At 38.7% G+C, this 16,672-nt stretch carries 12 protein-coding genes and 2 tRNA genes; 6 read left to right on the top strand and 8 right to left on the bottom strand.

The annotated features are described in order from the left end of the window. Positions 1 to 39 precede the first annotated feature (39 nt). The 6 genes from BUA16_RS14800 to BUA16_RS14825 form a co-directional block, all read right to left on the bottom strand. Positions 40 to 2,562 (bottom strand): PIG-L family deacetylase, encoded by a 2,523-nt coding sequence (locus BUA16_RS14800; RefSeq protein WP_072765528.1) that lies wholly within the window; start codon positions 2,560 to 2,562, stop codon positions 40 to 42. 71 nt (positions 2,563 to 2,633) lie between these two features. Then, entirely contained in the window at positions 2,634 to 3,182 is a 549-nt protein-coding gene (locus BUA16_RS14805) for a mechanosensitive ion channel domain-containing protein (RefSeq protein WP_072765529.1), read from the bottom strand. A gap of 3 nt (positions 3,183 to 3,185) precedes the next feature. Further along, positions 3,186 to 4,133, bottom strand: a complete 948-nt coding sequence (locus BUA16_RS14810) for a septum formation inhibitor Maf (protein WP_072765530.1) — start codon at positions 4,131 to 4,133, stop codon at positions 3,186 to 3,188. 34 nt (positions 4,134 to 4,167) lie between these two features. Further along, a complete protein-coding gene (locus BUA16_RS14815; protein ID WP_072765541.1) occupies positions 4,168 to 4,755 on the bottom strand; it encodes a Maf-like protein in 588 nt (195 codons plus the stop codon). 4 nt (positions 4,756 to 4,759) lie between these two features. Further along, positions 4,760 to 5,287, bottom strand: a complete 528-nt coding sequence (locus BUA16_RS14820) for a KdsC family phosphatase (RefSeq protein ID WP_072765531.1) — start codon at positions 5,285 to 5,287, stop codon at positions 4,760 to 4,762. Then, positions 5,271 to 6,035 carry a Rossmann-like and DUF2520 domain-containing protein gene (locus tag BUA16_RS14825; RefSeq protein WP_072765532.1) on the bottom strand — a complete coding sequence of 255 codons (765 nt, stop codon included), beginning with the start codon at positions 6,033 to 6,035 and terminating at the stop codon, positions 5,271 to 5,273. The genes BUA16_RS14820 and BUA16_RS14825 overlap by 17 nt, the downstream gene beginning before the upstream one ends. A gap of 312 nt (positions 6,036 to 6,347) precedes the next feature. On the opposite strand from BUA16_RS14825, the gene ccsA reads away from it, so the two are divergent. From ccsA to bshB1, 3 genes are all read left to right on the top strand, one after another. Beyond that, a complete protein-coding gene (ccsA, locus tag BUA16_RS14830; RefSeq protein ID WP_072765533.1) occupies positions 6,348 to 9,521 on the top strand; it encodes a cytochrome c biogenesis protein CcsA in 3,174 nt (1,057 codons plus the stop codon). A 197-nt stretch (positions 9,522 to 9,718) separates the two neighbouring features. Next, positions 9,719 to 10,894 (top strand): trans-sulfuration enzyme family protein, encoded by a 1,176-nt coding sequence (locus tag BUA16_RS14835; RefSeq protein WP_072765534.1) that lies wholly within the window; start codon positions 9,719 to 9,721, stop codon positions 10,892 to 10,894. A 229-nt stretch (positions 10,895 to 11,123) separates the two neighbouring features. After that, positions 11,124 to 11,846, top strand: coding sequence for a bacillithiol biosynthesis deacetylase BshB1 (bshB1, locus tag BUA16_RS14840; RefSeq protein ID WP_072765535.1), 723 nt, complete (start codon positions 11,124 to 11,126; stop codon positions 11,844 to 11,846). Here the strand turns inward: bshB1 and BUA16_RS14845 are convergent. Beyond that, positions 11,843 to 13,837 carry a tetratricopeptide repeat-containing sensor histidine kinase gene (locus tag BUA16_RS14845; protein WP_178338893.1) on the bottom strand — a complete coding sequence of 665 codons (1,995 nt, stop codon included), beginning with the start codon at positions 13,835 to 13,837 and terminating at the stop codon, positions 11,843 to 11,845. The genes bshB1 and BUA16_RS14845 overlap by 4 nt on opposite strands. A gap of 341 nt (positions 13,838 to 14,178) precedes the next feature. Between BUA16_RS14845 and BUA16_RS14850 the strand changes: the two genes are divergently transcribed. Beyond that, positions 14,179 to 14,254 (top strand) — tRNA-His (locus tag BUA16_RS14850). 524 nt (positions 14,255 to 14,778) lie between these two features. Beyond that, positions 14,779 to 14,854: transfer RNA gene (locus BUA16_RS14855), tRNA-His, on the top strand. A gap of 82 nt (positions 14,855 to 14,936) precedes the next feature. Here the strand turns inward: BUA16_RS14855 and BUA16_RS14860 are convergent. Then, the gene (locus BUA16_RS14860; protein WP_072765537.1) at positions 14,937 to 15,398 is read right to left on the bottom strand and encodes an Lrp/AsnC family transcriptional regulator; all 462 of its coding nucleotides are present in this window, start codon (positions 15,396 to 15,398) and stop codon (positions 14,937 to 14,939) included. A 156-nt stretch (positions 15,399 to 15,554) separates the two neighbouring features. On the opposite strand from BUA16_RS14860, the gene BUA16_RS14865 reads away from it, so the two are divergent. Then, complete coding sequence (locus BUA16_RS14865; RefSeq protein ID WP_072765538.1) at positions 15,555 to 16,583, top strand: hypothetical protein; 1,029 nt, start codon at positions 15,555 to 15,557, stop codon at positions 16,581 to 16,583. Positions 16,584 to 16,672 lie beyond the last annotated feature (89 nt).

A 16,672-nucleotide genomic window follows, 5' to 3' on the forward strand; every position in this document is an offset into this window, starting at 1 on the left:
TCTTTTTTCCATTCAAACTTATTGAGCATAGGGAAGTATTTATGGGTTTTTTTTGTTGTTTTTCTCTTTATCCAGCGAAAGCATATTAGCAAATAGCTTAAAGGCCCCTGGGACCCCGGCGGGCAATTCCCTAAAGAAACTTAAGCCGGTATACATATAATATCCTTTACCAAATGGGGCTACTAAAAGACTGCCTTTTAAGGCTTCTTCTCCTTGGTCGTGCATGGATAAAATAGGGGTAAATTCATTGGACCATTGGTGGGGAAAATACAGGCCTCTTTCTTGGACCCATCCGTCAAAATCCTTCGCAGTAATTATGTTGGGCGTGGTTACCACCGGATGGTTTTTAGCAAGAATTTCTACGGCAGAATTTTCTTCCGTTACTCTATCCCGTGACAAGGAAAGGGGGTAAGGAGCCAAGTTTTCGATGCCTTTACCACTTCTATCGACCGTATTGTATTGAACTATGAGATTACCGCCTTCTTTTACATAATCCATCAAATAAGGTTGTTTGAATTTTAGATCGGCATTCACATTATACGCCCTGATCCCAACAACGACAGCATCGAATTGAGATAAGGTTCTGCTTTTGATGGTCAAGGGATCAATTTTATGAACTTTATATCCTATTTGTTCCAAGCTTTCCGGAATATCATCTCCAGCCCCTACAATATATCCGATATGTTCACCGGCCTTATCGATATTTATTCTGACCACTTTGGTTTCAGTAGGAAGAAGCACCCTTTGTTTAGGGATATGGTCGTAAGAAATTTCTATTAATTCTTTAGAGATCTCTTCCCCGTTGACTTTAATTATTGGAGAAACATAGCTCTCGTCTTCTTCGGTAGGAGGGGACAATTGAAAGCTAATAGTTGTTTGATCGCCCTTCTTTTCAATATTAAAAAATTGCACTTCTTTATCTACTTGCCATCCTTTCCCATAATGGAGTTGAATTTCGCCTTTTAGGTTGTCTTTATGTGCCTTTATGGTCACGGGAATAAGCTTTGGCTGATCATTTGGGAAAATTAAGACCTTATCCTTAATGCTGGCCGAAGCTTTAGGCAACACAACGAAGTCTTGATATAATTCTCCTTTATCGGGTTTTGAATACCGGTACACAACGGGTTTTTTAATACGGATTGGGTAACCGTTCGGTGTTAATTCAAAAGTAACTTCAAAAGCCGCAGGGGACTCTGGTCTGCCAATCAAATCTTGATCTTTTACGGTATACATTCCAATACTTCCTTTTTCGGTCAACCAATAAGGCGTGGTATAAGGGGTGTTTTTTGGAATGTCTAAATTCATCTGAAAAGATTCCTTGTTGTTTTCTTTTAAGACGATGTTTTTATTTTCTTCCTGCCCATTGGCAATGGAGATCGATTTTAGAGTTACGGCATTGCTGCTTCTATTAAGCACTTCGATATTGATGGGAAGATTACCGCCGGGATACATATGGGGGGCTGTCGCTGATGCCTCTAGGTACAAGCCGTTTATGTCCAAGATGATATTTTCTAAGGCTTTAGTTTTTAAAGATTTCCAATGCTCGTCTTTCAGTTCTTGTATGGCCTTATGGGCCTTTAATAAGGCCGGTAAGTGTTTGGCCGGATTGGTGAAATCGAATTCCTTTTCCAAGGCGTACAAAATTTCACCTACCGCCTCACCGCCTTCTATACGAGACCAGCTGGTGTCTATTCCCTCGAATACATTGGTAGGATCCTTGGGAGTATTGCCCTTTAGCACTTCAAGGTATTCCTTTTCACTTCCCCTGTTACTTAGTCTACCAAAGCCTTGGCATAGGTGTTGGCTACTGGCCAAAGCGGCAATTTCGTTGTTGGATAAACCTTTTAAAGGATAATAGACCCCTACATCTAACGATAGCATATTGGATTTATTGGCTTTTAAAAATTTATCTTCGCTGCCGTAAAACCACCAAGAGGTATTAAAAAATAGTCGTTTTGGTTGCCAAACTTCTGTGGACTCCAATTGATTGGGGAATACGGATGGATCGTTGGCCAAATCAAAAGCTTCGACACTCAACATGGCCGATGAGGTATGATGGCCATGGGTAGTTCCTGGGCTTCTATGATCGAACCGATTGATAATAACATCTGGTTTAAAATTCCGTATAATCCAAACTACATCATTTAAAACAGCCTCCTTATCCCATATTTTTAAAGTTTCATTAGGATGTTTGGAGTAGCCAAAATCATTGGCTCTGGTAAAGAATTGTTCTCCCCCGTCGATTCTTCGTGCCGCCAGTAATTCCTGTGTCCTTAGGGTTCCCAATAACTCTCGTAATTCTGGGCCTATTAAATTCTGTCCACCATCGCCACGGGTTAGGGATAAGTAGCCGGTTTGAGCTTTGACTTCGTTTGATAGGTAGGAAATTAACCGGGTGTTTTCATCGTCGGGGTGAGCGGCGATATACAAGGCGGTTCCTAAAAAATTTAATTTCTGAAGCGAATGGTAAATATCGGTAACACTGGTTTTTATAGGGGCTTGTGAGATAACAGTGCTATGAAAAAAAAGTAGTCCTATAAGGGAAGCCAAAACAGTGCGCATATCGTTTATTTAATAGATTTTATAAATAGAGAAAGATATAAAGGATAGTTTTTTAAAACAACGCTAATTGCTTATAAATCATCCGTGCTGTCTTTTGAATCCTCATAAGTCTGAATTAAAACTACTGCTTTTTGTAGCATTAAGTTGTTGGGATAGGTCATCAGTTCCCCATTGGACCTTCGAAGATGCACATGAAAACCACGAATATCGTCAATGAAGAAAATTTCATCGTTGAGATCTACTTCCTTGTCCAATATTTTAATCCGGTCACCAATTTTAAAAGGAAAGGAAAAGAATAAGATAATACCCGAAGTGATATTGCTTAAAATAGACCATTGGGCAAATAGGGCTACACCAATAACGGCAAAGACCGAAGAAAAAATCAATCCTAATTTCTGAAAATCCACCCCCCAAACGAAGGTGAGGGCCACGATCCCTATAAAAGTGACGGTAATATTAGAAAATTTAATAATAAGTCTGGTTCTCACCTCGTGGATATCACTAAGTTTTCCGACTTTTTTAATTGCTTTCGCTCCCAAATACTTTAGAACAAGCAATATTACAACTAAAATGACGGTCCCTAAGATTTGTTCATCATAGGTAATTAAAAATGTTTCCATAAATTATAATCCTAAACTATCACGCAAAAATACATGCCTATTTTGATTTTCTTTCCAATATGCACGGTTTAAAGTTTTAATTTTTGAAGCCTTGGAAGTAAGTATCTGAGCATTAGGGCCGAAGCCGCTTTTATAGCTTTCTGTCCAGCCTTCAATATGATATGGGAAGGCGGTATTAAAGCTAATACGCAATGTTCTATTGAGTTTGGGGTAGTGCAACGTATAGGTTTTTTGGCCAACATCGTTGCTTATAGAGGCGGTAGCTTCGTAGGCTTTTAATTCTTGATGTGAAAAACGCAAGTATTCCATGGACGGAATCATGGTTATTGTTCCTAAAGGCAAGTTATTGGGGTCGATCCGTATTTTATTCCATATTTCGTTTTCCAAATGAGTTTTTTCCAACTGTAATTTTTGATCCCCTTCGGAGGCAAAATAAGAGAAAGACTCCACATTAAACTGTTTCCTATTATTTAATTGTACATAAACATGGCCACACCATTCCTGTACCGAGGTCGTTAGTTTTAGGGCGTGTTGTTGGTCGGACACCGGATAAAAACTACTATTCATGACAGAGTAGGGGTAAATTCCGGTTAGGAAGTTTTTGGTGCTATTTAGTTTTAATACTGGAATATTATCGGGGTGGTGCTCATCGGCCTTGACTTGTTTGTCTGCCAAAAAGGGTTCGGTTACATATACAAGTACAGCGCTTCCTTCCCTTATTTCTCCATAGCGGGCTTGTTCTAGGGTATAAGAGCTGATTTCTGCCGTTCCGCTATACCAGTACTTTTTAAATTCTTCAGAGCGTTGTGCGGTGGGCTTGGAAGTGACCTTTTCTCTTTTGGTTGTTGCCTCCATGTTTTTATCCTCTTTTTTAGAGGTTTGATTACAGGCGGTAAGCAAAACAGAAAAGGCCAACAATGGTATTACTTGAGCTATTTTGGACATTTTCATGAAGTATGGTTTCCATAAAAATATTTAAAATAATTTACCCAACCATGCGCATTAACGTTTTGTACACCAAATGAGTGGGTAAACCTACTACATTGGCGTAGGAACCTTTGATTTCTTCAATACCGATCAGTCCTATCCACTCTTGTATTCCGTAGCCTCCGGCCTTATCAAATGGCTTGTAGTTTTTTATGTAATACCAGATTTCATCTTCGCTGAGCTCCTTAAATTTTACTTTGGTGGTATGGTTGACGGTTTCTTGTTTTTTAAGGGTTGTAAAACATACCGATGTAATCACCTCATGCCAGTCATTGGACAAGGTTTTTAGCATTTGAAAAGCCTCTTGTTCATTGGCAGGTTTTGCCAAGGATTTGTTCTGGTGCCATACCACGGTGTCGGAGGTCACTAGAATATCCATCTCTTCTAAGCTATCCTCAAAGGCAGCTGCTTTTAGTTCCGACAAATAGTCCGATATTTGTGCTCCTTGTAAATGTAAGGGGTATACTTCGTCTACTGGTTTGGCCTGAACCCAGAAATCTATGCCCAATTCCCTAAAAAATTGTTGTCTTCTTGGGGAACCAGAAGCTAAGATGATCTGATAGCCGGAAAGTTTTTCCTGTAGCATCATTTTAATCGTTTTTAGCACTAAAATTTTCCATCCAATCGCCTCTAACCTTTAAGACTTGTTCAATAACATCGCGAACACAGCCATCGCCACCGTTCTTATGCGAAATGTATTTGGCAACCCCTTTCACTTCCGGTACTGCATTTTGTGGGCACGTAGGTAGTCCTGCCAATTCCATAGGGGGGATGTCGGGGATGTCGTCGCCCATATAAAGAACGTTTTTAGGATCTATATTGTAAACGTCCAGGTATTCGTCAAAAGGATCTATTTTATGATGGGCCCCCATATGGATATCGGTAACGCCCAGGCCACGTAAGCGAACCCTGACTCCTTCATTGGTACCACCAGAAATGATACAAACATTGTAGCCTTTTTGAATTGCGACCTTGACGGCATAGCCGTCTTTAATACTCATCGTTCTTAATAATTCACCTTCCGAGGTAATCATTACGGAGCCATCGGTAAAAACTCCGTCCACATCAAATACAAAGGTGGTAATGTTTTCTAATAGTTCTTTATAACTTTTGTCCATAGGTTTCTTTAATCGATTTACTTAACAAGCTGTAAATATCTTTATAAATATTCTTATTGAGTTGATTTTGGTGTCTTTCCAGGGTGTTGCTATCGTTTCGCCTGGCGGGTCCCGTTTGGGCGTCATAGGGAGACAACTGTTCTAATTTTTGAACCGTTTCTTTAATTAAGGGCAGCAACACCTCAAACGGCACTTCATTTTCCTGGCATACTTGCTGACCAATGTGAAAGAGGTGATTGGTGAAATTATTGACAAAAACTGCGGCCAAATGAATGCTTTTTCGCTGTTCACTAGAAATTTCAAATACCTTATCCGAGATAATAGCAGCCAATTGTTGTAATAAGGTTATGTCTTTTTGGTTTTCTGCTTCTATACAGATAGGCACGCTTTTGAAATCTATTTTCTTACCTGGGCTAAAAGTCTGTAAAGGGTAAAAAACGCCTCTTCTATTTTTAGGGTGCAACCCCTGCATGGGGACACTACCGGAAGTGTGTACTACGAGGCCTTGTTTTTGGGCAAGTTTTTCGGCCACTTCGGCTATAGCATCGTCGCTAACAGCTATAATATATACGTCTGCTTCTTCAATAGCATCATATCCAATACTGGTTACAGTTTTGTTGGTAAAGGAAGAAATCGAGGTTTCACTGCGACCAATGAGTTGTTTGACCACTATCGTATCAAACTGCAAAAAAGTATCCAACAAATGTTCGGCAACATTCCCGCTGCCTAAAATTACAATCGAAATCATGCCCAAAAGTAAATATTAAATCAAAAACGCAATGGTTCTTTTTAAGAAGTTTTTTATTCCGGCATTTTCATTAAGGTGTAGGAGCAACCGTCGGAAGGGGGGGCATACTTTTAAGGTGAATTTAAAGGAGCATTTATTAGGAATACCTAAAGTTCATTCTTGTAGTGCGCCTGTCAATTATTGAGGAAGATAGTTTTGTGTAACATATTTAATTAAAAGTGAAAAATACGCGTCAATTAACAAAAGATTTGATATTTATACCTATAGAAAGACGTATTTTCGCAATTTTAAATTTAACCTTTTCCTTGTAAGATGACCGAACTCTTTAAAAAGTTTTTCTTTTCTACCCGTTTAATGGCAGTTTTGTACATTGTTTTTGCAACTGCGATGGCCTTTGGAACCTTTATTGAAAGCTGGTATAGTACAGATACCGCCAGAATTTGGGTGTACAACACCACTTGGTTCGAAGCTATCATGGTGTTCTTTGTAATTAATTTTATAGGCAATATTGCTCGTTATAAATTATTGCGTTTAGAAAAATGGGCCGTATTACTACTACACCTTTCTTGGATCCTTATTATTGTAGGAGCCTTTGTTACTAGATATATAAGTTTTGAAGGCGTAATGCCGATACGAGAAGGAGAAACCGAGAATGTGTTTTATTCTGACAAAACGTACTTGACTGTTTATGTTGATGGAGAAATTGACGGCGAGCCTAGGCGAAAGATTTTGGAAGACGCTATTTTGGTGACTCCCGAAGCACAGAGATCCAATTTACCTTGGAAATATGATTATAACGATCAGGACTTTAAGGTTTCTTATGTCGACTTTATTGAAGGTGCCAAAGAAGGACTTGTAGAAGATGCCAATGGAAAAGAATATTTAAAAATTGTCGAAGCCGGTGATGGGGACAGACATGATCACTATTTAGAAAACGGACAAGTTTCTAGTATACACAATGTGCTTTTTTCCCTGAATAAAATGACGGAAGGCGCTATTAATATTATCGGTAAGGACGGAGAGTTTCAAATAATGTCGCCCTTCGAAGGGAACTTTATGAGGATGGCCGACCAATTTCAGGGAACGGTAACCAAGGATAGCTTGCAAACCTTACAATTACGCTCTTTATACAACATGGCAGGAATGCAATTCGTAATTCCAGATCCTATGGTAAAAGGTTCTTATGGTGTTGTTGCCATTCCTGAAGATGAAAAAACAGAAAATGACCTTAATGCGCTAGTCCTAGATGTTACTAGTAATGGTGAAACGGTGCGAAAGAAATTATTGGGCGCCAGAGGGACATCGAATTTTTCGGGGAATTTTGAAGTAGGCGGATTAAAGTTTAATATGAGTTATGGTTCAAAGGTATATCAGTTGCCCTTTGGCGTTAAATTGAACGATTTCATTGCAGAAAGACATCCAGGAACAGAAAACAGTTACTCTTCCTTTATGAGTAAGGTGACCATTGAGGACGAGCGTCCGTTTGATTACGATATTTATATGAACCATATATTAGACCATAAGGGGTACCGCTTCTTTCAGGCGAGTTTTCACCCAGATGAAAAAGGGACCGTACTATCTGTAAACCACGATTTTTGGGGAACATGGATTACGTATATTGGATATTTTTTACTGTATGCAGGCCTAATGGGAATTATGTTTTTTGGTAAGACAAGATTTAAAGATCTAGGAGAATCTTTAGAAAAATTAAAAAAGAAAAGAACGAAGATAGTAGCTGTATTGGCCTTAGGACTAGGGTTAAATGTTATGGCTCAGGAAAAACCTGCAGGTGAGCATGAGCATGGCAACATGCCTACGGCACAGGAGATCGATTCTTTGTTGCACGCTATCACCCCGTCCAAAGCACATGCGGCAGAGTTTGCCAAATTGGTCATACAGGATGAAGGGGGTAGAATGAAGCCTATAAATACCTTTTCTTCAGAGCTCTTAAGGAAGTTGAGCCTAAAGGATAAGTTTATGGATTTCAATTCTGATCAGGTATTTCTTTCCATGATGCTGAATCCGGCCGCATGGTACAATACCGAATTTATTGCTTTGGACAAAAAAGGTCAGAACGACAGTCTGAGAAAAATTATTGGCGTTGCGGAAGGAAAGCGATATGTAAAGGCTACCGATTTCTTTGATAGCAAGGGGCAATACAAATTAGCACCTTATCTAAAGGATGCTTATAGTACCAATACCCCTAATAAATTTGAGCAGGATTTTAAAGATATAGATGGGCGCTTGGTATTGTTGAACAGGGCCTTAAGTGGCGAAATTGTAAAAATATTTCCACTGTTGAACCACGAAAACAATAAATGGATTTCTGCGATTGAATATCGTGGGGGACAATTTGAAGTTCAAGACTCCCTTTACGGTAATTTTATTAAGAATTCCATACCATTCTATCTAATGAGCTTGCAAAAAGCCAAAAAGAGCGGAGATTATTCGGAAGCCGATAAATTACTGGCAGCTTTTAAAAAGAACCAAGAAAATCACGGCAGTGAAGTCTTGCCTTCAGAAAATAAGGTAAAGGCCGAAATTTTTTATAATAAAGCTGATGTTTTTAACAAGCTGTATAAATATTATGCCTTGGTAGGGTTTCTGATGTTTACCATATTGGTATTCCAAATTATTAAGGAAAGAAAGGTGTATACTATTAGTGTAAGCGCTTTAAAGGTAATTATATACTTGTTTTTTGCAGCTCATACGGCAGGTCTTATTATGAGATGGTATATCTCTGGACACGCTCCTTGGAGTGATGCTTATGAAAGTATACTATATGTGTCATGGGCAACCTTGGGAATGGGGTTATTATTTACAACCAAGAGTAATATGACCGTAGCGGCATCTACTTTTGTGACCGCTATGTTGTTATGGATAGCACATCAGAGCTGGGTAGATCCTGCTATAGCCAATCTACAACCTGTTTTGGATAGTTATTGGTTAATGATCCATGTTGCGGTGATCGTTGGTAGCTATGGTCCGCTTACAGTAGGGATGATATTAGGGGTTGTTTGTTTGATTTTGATGGTGATTACCAATGAAAAGAACAAGGAAAGAATGGCAATAAATATTCAGGAACTCACTATAATTAATGAATTGTCCTTGACGACAGGTTTGGTGATGTTGACCATAGGAAACTTCTTAGGAGGACAATGGGCCAATGAGAGTTGGGGCCGTTATTGGGGATGGGACCCTAAGGAAACTTGGGCCCTGATTTCTATTATGGTATATGCCTTTGTGATACATACCAGATTAGTTCCTGGTTTAAGAGGACGTTGGATGTTTAATTTCCTGAGTGTTGTAGCTTTTGGGAGCATAATGATGACCTATTTTGGGGTGAATTTTTATTTGGTAGGGCTGCATAGTTACGCTAGTGGGGCACAGGTGATTACCCCTTCCTTTATTTACTATACTGTAGTTGGAGTAGTCATTCTAGGGGCGGTGAGCTATTGGAGATATAAAATATTTTATTCTAAATAAGTTCTATTTTTCCGATTTCTTAAGAAAAGATCTAAAATGTCCTAGGGGTACCCCTAGGACATTTTTTTTGCGATCCACTGTGGCGTTGGGCACAAAAAACGAGCCGTGGTCGTGGCTAAATAACTGGGGTGTATAAAAAACGTTTCCGATGATTTTTTTGTAATTTTAAACACGTACAATCAATCTCATTCATAGTTATGGCAGAACGAAAAAAAGGAATCAACACCATATGTACTCATTTTGGTGAATTAGAAGATACCGTTTATAAAGGTGCGGTGTCGCCATTGTATATGAGCACGTCCTATGCCTTTGAAGAGGTAGCTGTAAAGCGTTATCCACGGTATTTTAACACCCCTAATCAAGTAGCCTTGGCTCAAAAAATAGCCGCTTTGGAGCATGCCGAAGCAGCTTTGATTTTTGGTAGCGGAATGGCGGCAATTAGTACTTCCTTGTTAGCTTTTTTGCAAGCAGGCGACCATGTGGTATTACAGAAAACCCTGTATGGGGGGACCTATAATTTAGTGACCGAAGAGTTTGGTAAATTTGGTATTTCTTATTCTTTTACCGATGGTCTGAAGGTGGCGGATTTTGAAGCTAAAATTCAGGAGAATACAAAGGTGATTTATATCGAAACCCCATCGAATCCCTTGTTGACCATTACCGATTTAAATGCGGTATCTGCTCTGTGTAAAAAACACAATATCATATCTATGATTGATAATACCTTTGCTAGTCCTGTAAACCAAAACCCCATAGACTTTGGGGTCGATGTGGTTATCCATAGTGCAACGAAGTATATGGGAGGGCATTCGGATATACTGGCAGGGGCAGTGGCCACTACGGAAGACTATATTCACCGTATATTCCATTTGGGCAAGAATCTGGGCGGTAGCTTAAGTGATTATACCGTATGGCTCCTAGAGAGAAGTATAAAAACCATGGGCATACGGGTCCGTGCACAAAATAAAAATGCCCTAGAAATGGCAGCGTATTTGGCCGAGCATAAGGATATAGAAACTGTATATTATCCAGGCTTGCCTTCTCATCCCGATCATGAAATAGCCAAGGCTCAAATGAAGGGATTTGGCGGAATGCTGTCTTTTGTACTAAAAGAAGGAATCGATGCTTCAGAATTTCAAAAATCCCTAAAGCTTATAAAGTCTTCCATGAGTTTGGCAGGGGTAGAGAGTACCATGCTTTCTCCGACAAAAACCTCTCACGCCTTATTGAGTGCAGAAGAGAGAAAACGTCAGGGAATAGCCGATGGGCTAATACGGTTTTCCGTGGGAATCGAAGAAGTAGAAGATCTGATGGCAGATATCGACCAAGCCTTGGAAAATGTAAAATCAAATTCAACTTTAAAATTACCTTAGATCTTAGGGATTCTCTGAATACAAAAGCAGTCAGAAAATATTACTTTAGTATCCCAACGGAATGCTAAAAAAAAAGGATCGGCTTCTAAAGCATTACCCTTTTTAAGCAATATCTTTGCCTAAATCCAAAAAGACGGTAAAAGTTTTTTAAATAATTAGGATGGCCTTGGTTACAGCTGCCCTTGATTATAGTGTTAAATTATTGATGTAACCCTTTAAATGTAAGCTTGTGAAATTAGATATATTGGTGTTTGGCGCCCACCCCGACGATGCAGAATTGGGAGCTGGGGCTACCATAGCAAAAGAAGTGGCCAGCGGAAAAAAAGTAGGAATCATCGATTTGACCAGAGGAGAGTTAGGGACTCGTGGCTCTGCCGAAATTAGAGATAGGGAAGCGGCAAAAGCAGCTGAAATATTAGGGGTAGTGGTACGAGAGAACATGGAATTTGCCGACGGCTTTTTTGTGAACGATGCTCAACATCAGCTGAAAGTAATTGAAATGATCAGGAAGTATCGGCCAGAGATTGTCTTGTGCAATGCCGTGGACGATCGCCATATAGATCATGCTAAAGGCAGTAAACTCGTTAGTGATGCTTGTTTTTTAAGCGGCTTAAAGAAAATAGATACCAAATTATATGGCGAAGAGCTATGGCAAGAGCCATGGCGTCCCAAACAGGTATACCACTATATTCAGTGGAAAAATTTGGAACCTGATTTCGTTGTGGAGGTGTCCAATTATATAAGTGTAAAAGAAAAGGCTATTATGGCGTATTCCTCACAGTTTTTTGATCCAAATAGCAAAGAGCCAGAAACACCTATCAGTAGTAGAAATTTCACGGATAGCGTTAACTATAGAGCTCGTGATTTAGGAAGGCTTATCGGTGTCGAATATGGCGAAGGGTTTACGGCCGAAAGATATGTGGCGGTAAAAAGTTTGGACAGCCTTATTTAGGCTGTCTTTTTCAATCCTTTTTTGCCCTTGGGGATGGTGAAATAAAAAGTAGAGCCTTCTCCTATAATACTTCGTACTTGTAGGGATCCTCCGTTTCTAGAAAGCATTTCTTTGCACAGTGATAAACCTAAGCCTGTGCCCTTTTCATGGTTGGTACCGTAGCTTGTAAAATGCGAATCCTTTAATAGTATTTTTTCCTGAATCTCCTTGGTCATTCCTACGCCGGTATCTTTGATAAATACCTCTATAAAACCATTTAAGTCTTTGACGCCCACCGTGATTTTTCCGTTGTTGGGGGTAAATTTTATAGCATTACTCAAAAGGTTCCTTATCACAATATCTAACTGATCTTTATCCGACCAAAGCACTGTCTTTTTAGGAAGTGTATTTTCGATAGTAATCGATTTTGAATCCGAAAGTTTGTGTAGTAAAACAATATTTTCATTCACCAATCGATGTAAATTGGTGTTTGTTCTGGTAGTAGTGGTACCGTTTAATTGCGTCTTGCCCCAACTAAGTAAGTTGTTAAGGGTAAAAGAAAGGTTGTTAACGTCGGCTTTTAGTTTGGGCAGCAGGGCCTTAAATTCAGAATTTTTCAAATCTCCGCTCATTAATAATGCTAAGAGCCCATCGAGAGCCCCCATTGGGCCGCGTAGATCATGCGCAATAATAGAAAACAGCTTGTTCTTGGTATCGTTGGCAAATTGAAGCTCTTCTTTTCGTAATTCTAAATTCTTTTTTTGCTTGTTTAATTCATTAATTATATTTTTCTGTATTTTTTTACCTCTAGCAATTAGAAGAGAAACCACTACCATAATGAATAAAAAGGCCAAAGCTAAATATATGTAAAAGCGTTGTTGGGCCAGGGCTTTTTCGTTTTCTTTAATTAAAGCCTCTCTTTGCTGCTGAAAGGATTTTTTGGTTTTTAAGAGATCTAAGGCCAGTTGATTTTCTTTTCTAGCAATAGAATCTGACAGTGTAATGTAGTGTTCAAAGTAATTTAAAGAAGTTTCAAAGTTATTTTCCGCTTTGTTGATCCTATACAGTGTTTTTGTGCTTTCTTGTACTCCTTCGATAAATTTTATTTGTTCTGATAATGTTAAAGCTTCGATAGCGTATTGTTCGGAAAGCGTAGAGTTTTTAAGGCCTAAATATGCTTTGGCCATTCCGTTTAAAACAAACACTTTTTCTTTTTTCTCGTCTATTTGTTCATGTAAAGCAGCTGCTTTTTCGTACCATTTTAAAGCGGTATTAAATAAACCTTTATCAATAAATATTTGCCCCTTTGTTTCATAGCAAAAGGCCAACCAACCTATTTTGTCGTTTTTTTCAAAGATCTTAATACTGGGGTTTAGGTACTCTAAAGCTTCATCCAATTTTCCTGCTTTGGTAAGAGCGGCCGCTAAATTGCTTTGGGTTTCTGCTGAATGCAAGTCATTTCCCAATGCTTCCTGTATTTTCAGAGATCTAGTATAGTATTTTATTGCTTGATCGTAATCATTGAGAGAAGAGTATAAAGAGCCTATATTGTCTTTGGCAACCGACATCCAATACTTTTGATCCTCTTTCTCTGCCAATTCTAAAGCGGTCATGTACGTTGCAAGGGCCTCGGCTAGATTTCCTTGATAGCTTCTTGTCATGGCAAGGTCAGACAGGATTCGGAATCTTAATTTAGGGAAGTTGTAGGTGCTAATGGCTAAAAGGGCCTCCTCATATTTCAAAATGGCAGTTAACATTTCGCCGGTACCCGCGTAGTATTGTCCTATCCCCAACAAAGATTCACCGGTGCCATAAGGGTAATTGGCCTTTTTGCTCAGCGATAAAGCTTTTTTGCTTAATAAGAGCAGGCTGTCATTATTTTTAAAAAGCTGCTCGTTCCCAAGCTCATTTAACAAATTAATATAAGTGGTATCTATTGCGGAAAAGTTTTTCGAAGCCTCTATAGCCAAAAGCTTGTTTTTGGTGCTATTGTGATGAGCGGTTTGTGCCATGCTCACTTGGGAAAGATAGCATACGCAAAACAGGAAGAAATAGTATTTTATGAATCTTGACCTTAAGGGAAGAAAGATTCTTGTTGGTGTATACATTTCAAAAATAGATTAAGAGCTTAAAGGTATGTAATTGTAAGAATACACTCAGAGATTTTGTTGTGTAAACCTGTTTTTTTGGTGTTTAAACAATAAAAATATGCATTTAGTCGATAAAGTTGAATTATTTTTGAAAATATTCTCAATTATTTGTTATGGAAGGGATATTATATTTTTTTTAAAAAAAAGGCGATTATTATTTGGAAGATTAATGAAAAGAACTATCTTTGCCACCGCTTACAAATGGTGGTTGTAGCTCAGCTGGTTAGAGCGCTGGATTGTGGTTCCAGAGGTCGCCGGTTCGAACCCGGTCTTCCACCCAAAAATGCAAAGCCTTGTCTTTTAGACAGGGCTTTTTTTGTGTCTCATTTTTAACGAATTAGGAGGGATCCAAGATCTGGTCACATGTTGTGGGGATTTTGCAATAATTTCTATTCTTTATAAAAGCCCTTAAGGCCATATCAAAAATAATTTGGGCGTTCCCGACTGCGTCGGTCGGGCTCTTGGCTATATCCCTCGCTCTGCTTCGGGGATGCCGCCGCGCTCCCTAACGCGTAATAATGAAATAAATTCACACCCGATTATTGATATTTAGCCATACTCGCCTAATTTTTTTTCGATGCATAATATTTGTTTCGTGTGGTCTCGGACACGCTAGGAAGGTGTGTTGTAGACTGTAAAATTATGGTTATAAAAACATTAGGAATGGATTCTAAAAACTCCTTGCAAGAAATAAATGTTACCCCTTGTAAATCCTCATAAAAACTTTAATTTTTTACTTTAATAATCCCCATAGATATTGGGATATTTAATAAAAAGGGTTATCTTTGCCACCGCTTACAAATGGTGGTTGTAGCTCAGCTGGTTAGAGCGCTGGATTGTGGTTCCAGAGGTCGCCGGTTCGAACCCGGTCTTCCACCCAAAAATACAAAGCCTTGTCTAAAAGACAAGGCTTTTTTTGTGGCTTATTTAAAAGATTTATAGTTTCTAGTTCTTACATTAACTAAATAGGTACAGCGTAGGTATTTTTTATATCTCCCATGACAAAGGTGCTGTGGGCGCTGCCGATATTTTTTACCGATCCCAAACTGTTTAGTACAAAATCTTGGTAATGTTTCATGTCCTTGACCATCACCTTTAATAAAAAATCATAATCACCAGAAATATTGTAGCATTCGGTCACCTCTTTTATAGCCGCTATGTCCCGAACAAACTTATTACCTATTTCCTTGGTGTGTTGTTTTAAGGTAATGTTGCAAAAAACCGTGAGGCCTTTGTCTAGTTTTTCAGCATCTAAAATGGCTACATATTTTTTTATGTATCCGTTTTTTTCCAAACGCTTCACTCGTTCAAAAACGGGGGTGGTAGATAGGTTTACCTTATTGGACAGCTCCTTGGTAGTGAGGTTAGAATTATGTTGTAATAAATTTAAAATTTGAATGTCAATCTTGTCTAAATCTGTCATGGAATATTTTTCTGTTTAGTGTCCTGTTACTTCCTTAAAAAGAATAAGCAACCATAATATAGGTCATGTATAGATGAATTATCTAAAAAAACACAATTATAAGGATAATTCCTATTAAAATACAAGCTTTGCAGGAGAAAATATAATACTGTAAAAATGAAAACAAACCTTTTAGGCTTCCCAAGAATTGGTGGCAATAGAGAACTAAAAAAGGCTTCCGAAAAATATTGGAAAGACCAAATTACCGCAAATGAATTAATACAAGTGGGGAATGAGCTTCGTAAAGAGAATTGGCTATTGCAGAAAAGTGCCGGCATTGATCTAATTCCGTCTAATGACTTTTCGTTTTATGACCAAATACTCGATGCTAGCATGATTTTTGGTTGTATACCTTCTCGATTTCATGGAGTTAAAAGAAGTAAATCTGATGTAGATCTTTATTTTGCTATGGCAAAAGGGATCCAAAAAGATGGTTTTGATATCACTGCAATGGAAATGACCAAATGGTTCGATACTAATTATCATTATATAGTACCGGAGTTTACAAAAAATCAGTCCTTTGAACTATTGTCTTTGAAGGCCGTAGAGGAGTTTAAACAAGCATCGGACTTGGGAATCTTTACGAAACCGGTGCTGATTTCCCCTGTTACCTATCTTTATTTAGGAAAGGAAAAAGAAGAGGGCTTTCATAGGATCGAATTACTCGATAGGCTTTTGCCTGTGTTTTTTGAATTGTTAGAACAATTAGCCTTGGCAGGGGCAGAATACATTCAGGTAGATGAGCCTTGCTTGTCGCTAGATTTAAGCGATAGGGAAAGAACGGCTATAGTAAGCTTGTATGCGCAATTAGCAGAAAAATTTCCGGAGTTAAAAATTATCCTGACCAATTATTTTGACTGTTATGGCGACAATTTAGAGACGGTTTTACAGCTTCCGGTCTATGCCTTACATTTAGATTTGATTAGGTGTCCCTTACAGTTGGACGATATCTTGGAATCGCCGGCTTTCACAGGAAAGCAACTGTTGTCTTTGGGAGTGGTTGATGGAAGAAATATCTGGAAGAATAATTACGAAGCCTCATTGGATCTTATAAAAAAGGCATCACAAAAAGTTAGTAAGGACAAACTCTGTATAGCTTCTTCTTGTTCTCTGTTGCATACTCCTTACGATGTAGATCTTGTGTAATCGGAAATTAAATCTGCACAGTTTTCGGTAAATAGGAATACACAGAAAATGGCAACAGGAATACACAATTAAAAGACCATTTGGGGCAT

The sequence above is a fragment of the Arenibacter nanhaiticus genome (assembly GCF_900141935.1).
Taxonomy (GTDB): domain Bacteria; phylum Bacteroidota; class Bacteroidia; order Flavobacteriales; family Flavobacteriaceae; genus Arenibacter; species Arenibacter nanhaiticus.

Coding starts and splice junctions, on each gene's coding strand:
- BUA16_RS14800 (WP_072765528.1), bottom strand. CDS start 2,562: ATGCGCACTGTTTTGGCTTCCCTTATAGGACTACTTTTTTTTCATAGC.
- BUA16_RS14805 (WP_072765529.1), bottom strand. CDS start 3,182: ATGGAAACATTTTTAATTACCTATGATGAACAAATCTTAGGGACCGTC.
- BUA16_RS14810 (WP_072765530.1), bottom strand. CDS start 4,133: ATGAAAATGTCCAAAATAGCTCAAGTAATACCATTGTTGGCCTTTTCT.
- BUA16_RS14815 (WP_072765541.1), bottom strand. CDS start 4,755: ATGCTACAGGAAAAACTTTCCGGCTATCAGATCATCTTAGCTTCTGGT.
- BUA16_RS14820 (WP_072765531.1), bottom strand. CDS start 5,287: ATGGACAAAAGTTATAAAGAACTATTAGAAAACATTACCACCTTTGTA.
- BUA16_RS14825 (WP_072765532.1), bottom strand. CDS start 6,035: ATGATTTCGATTGTAATTTTAGGCAGCGGGAATGTTGCCGAACATTTG.
- ccsA (WP_072765533.1), top strand. CDS start 6,348: ATGACCGAACTCTTTAAAAAGTTTTTCTTTTCTACCCGTTTAATGGCA.
- BUA16_RS14835 (WP_072765534.1), top strand. CDS start 9,719: ATGGCAGAACGAAAAAAAGGAATCAACACCATATGTACTCATTTTGGT.
- BUA16_RS14845 (WP_178338893.1), bottom strand. CDS start 13,837: ATGGCACAAACCGCTCATCACAATAGCACCAAAAACAAGCTTTTGGCT.
- BUA16_RS14860 (WP_072765537.1), bottom strand. CDS start 15,398: ATGACAGATTTAGACAAGATTGACATTCAAATTTTAAATTTATTACAA.
- BUA16_RS14865 (WP_072765538.1), top strand. CDS start 15,555: ATGAAAACAAACCTTTTAGGCTTCCCAAGAATTGGTGGCAATAGAGAA.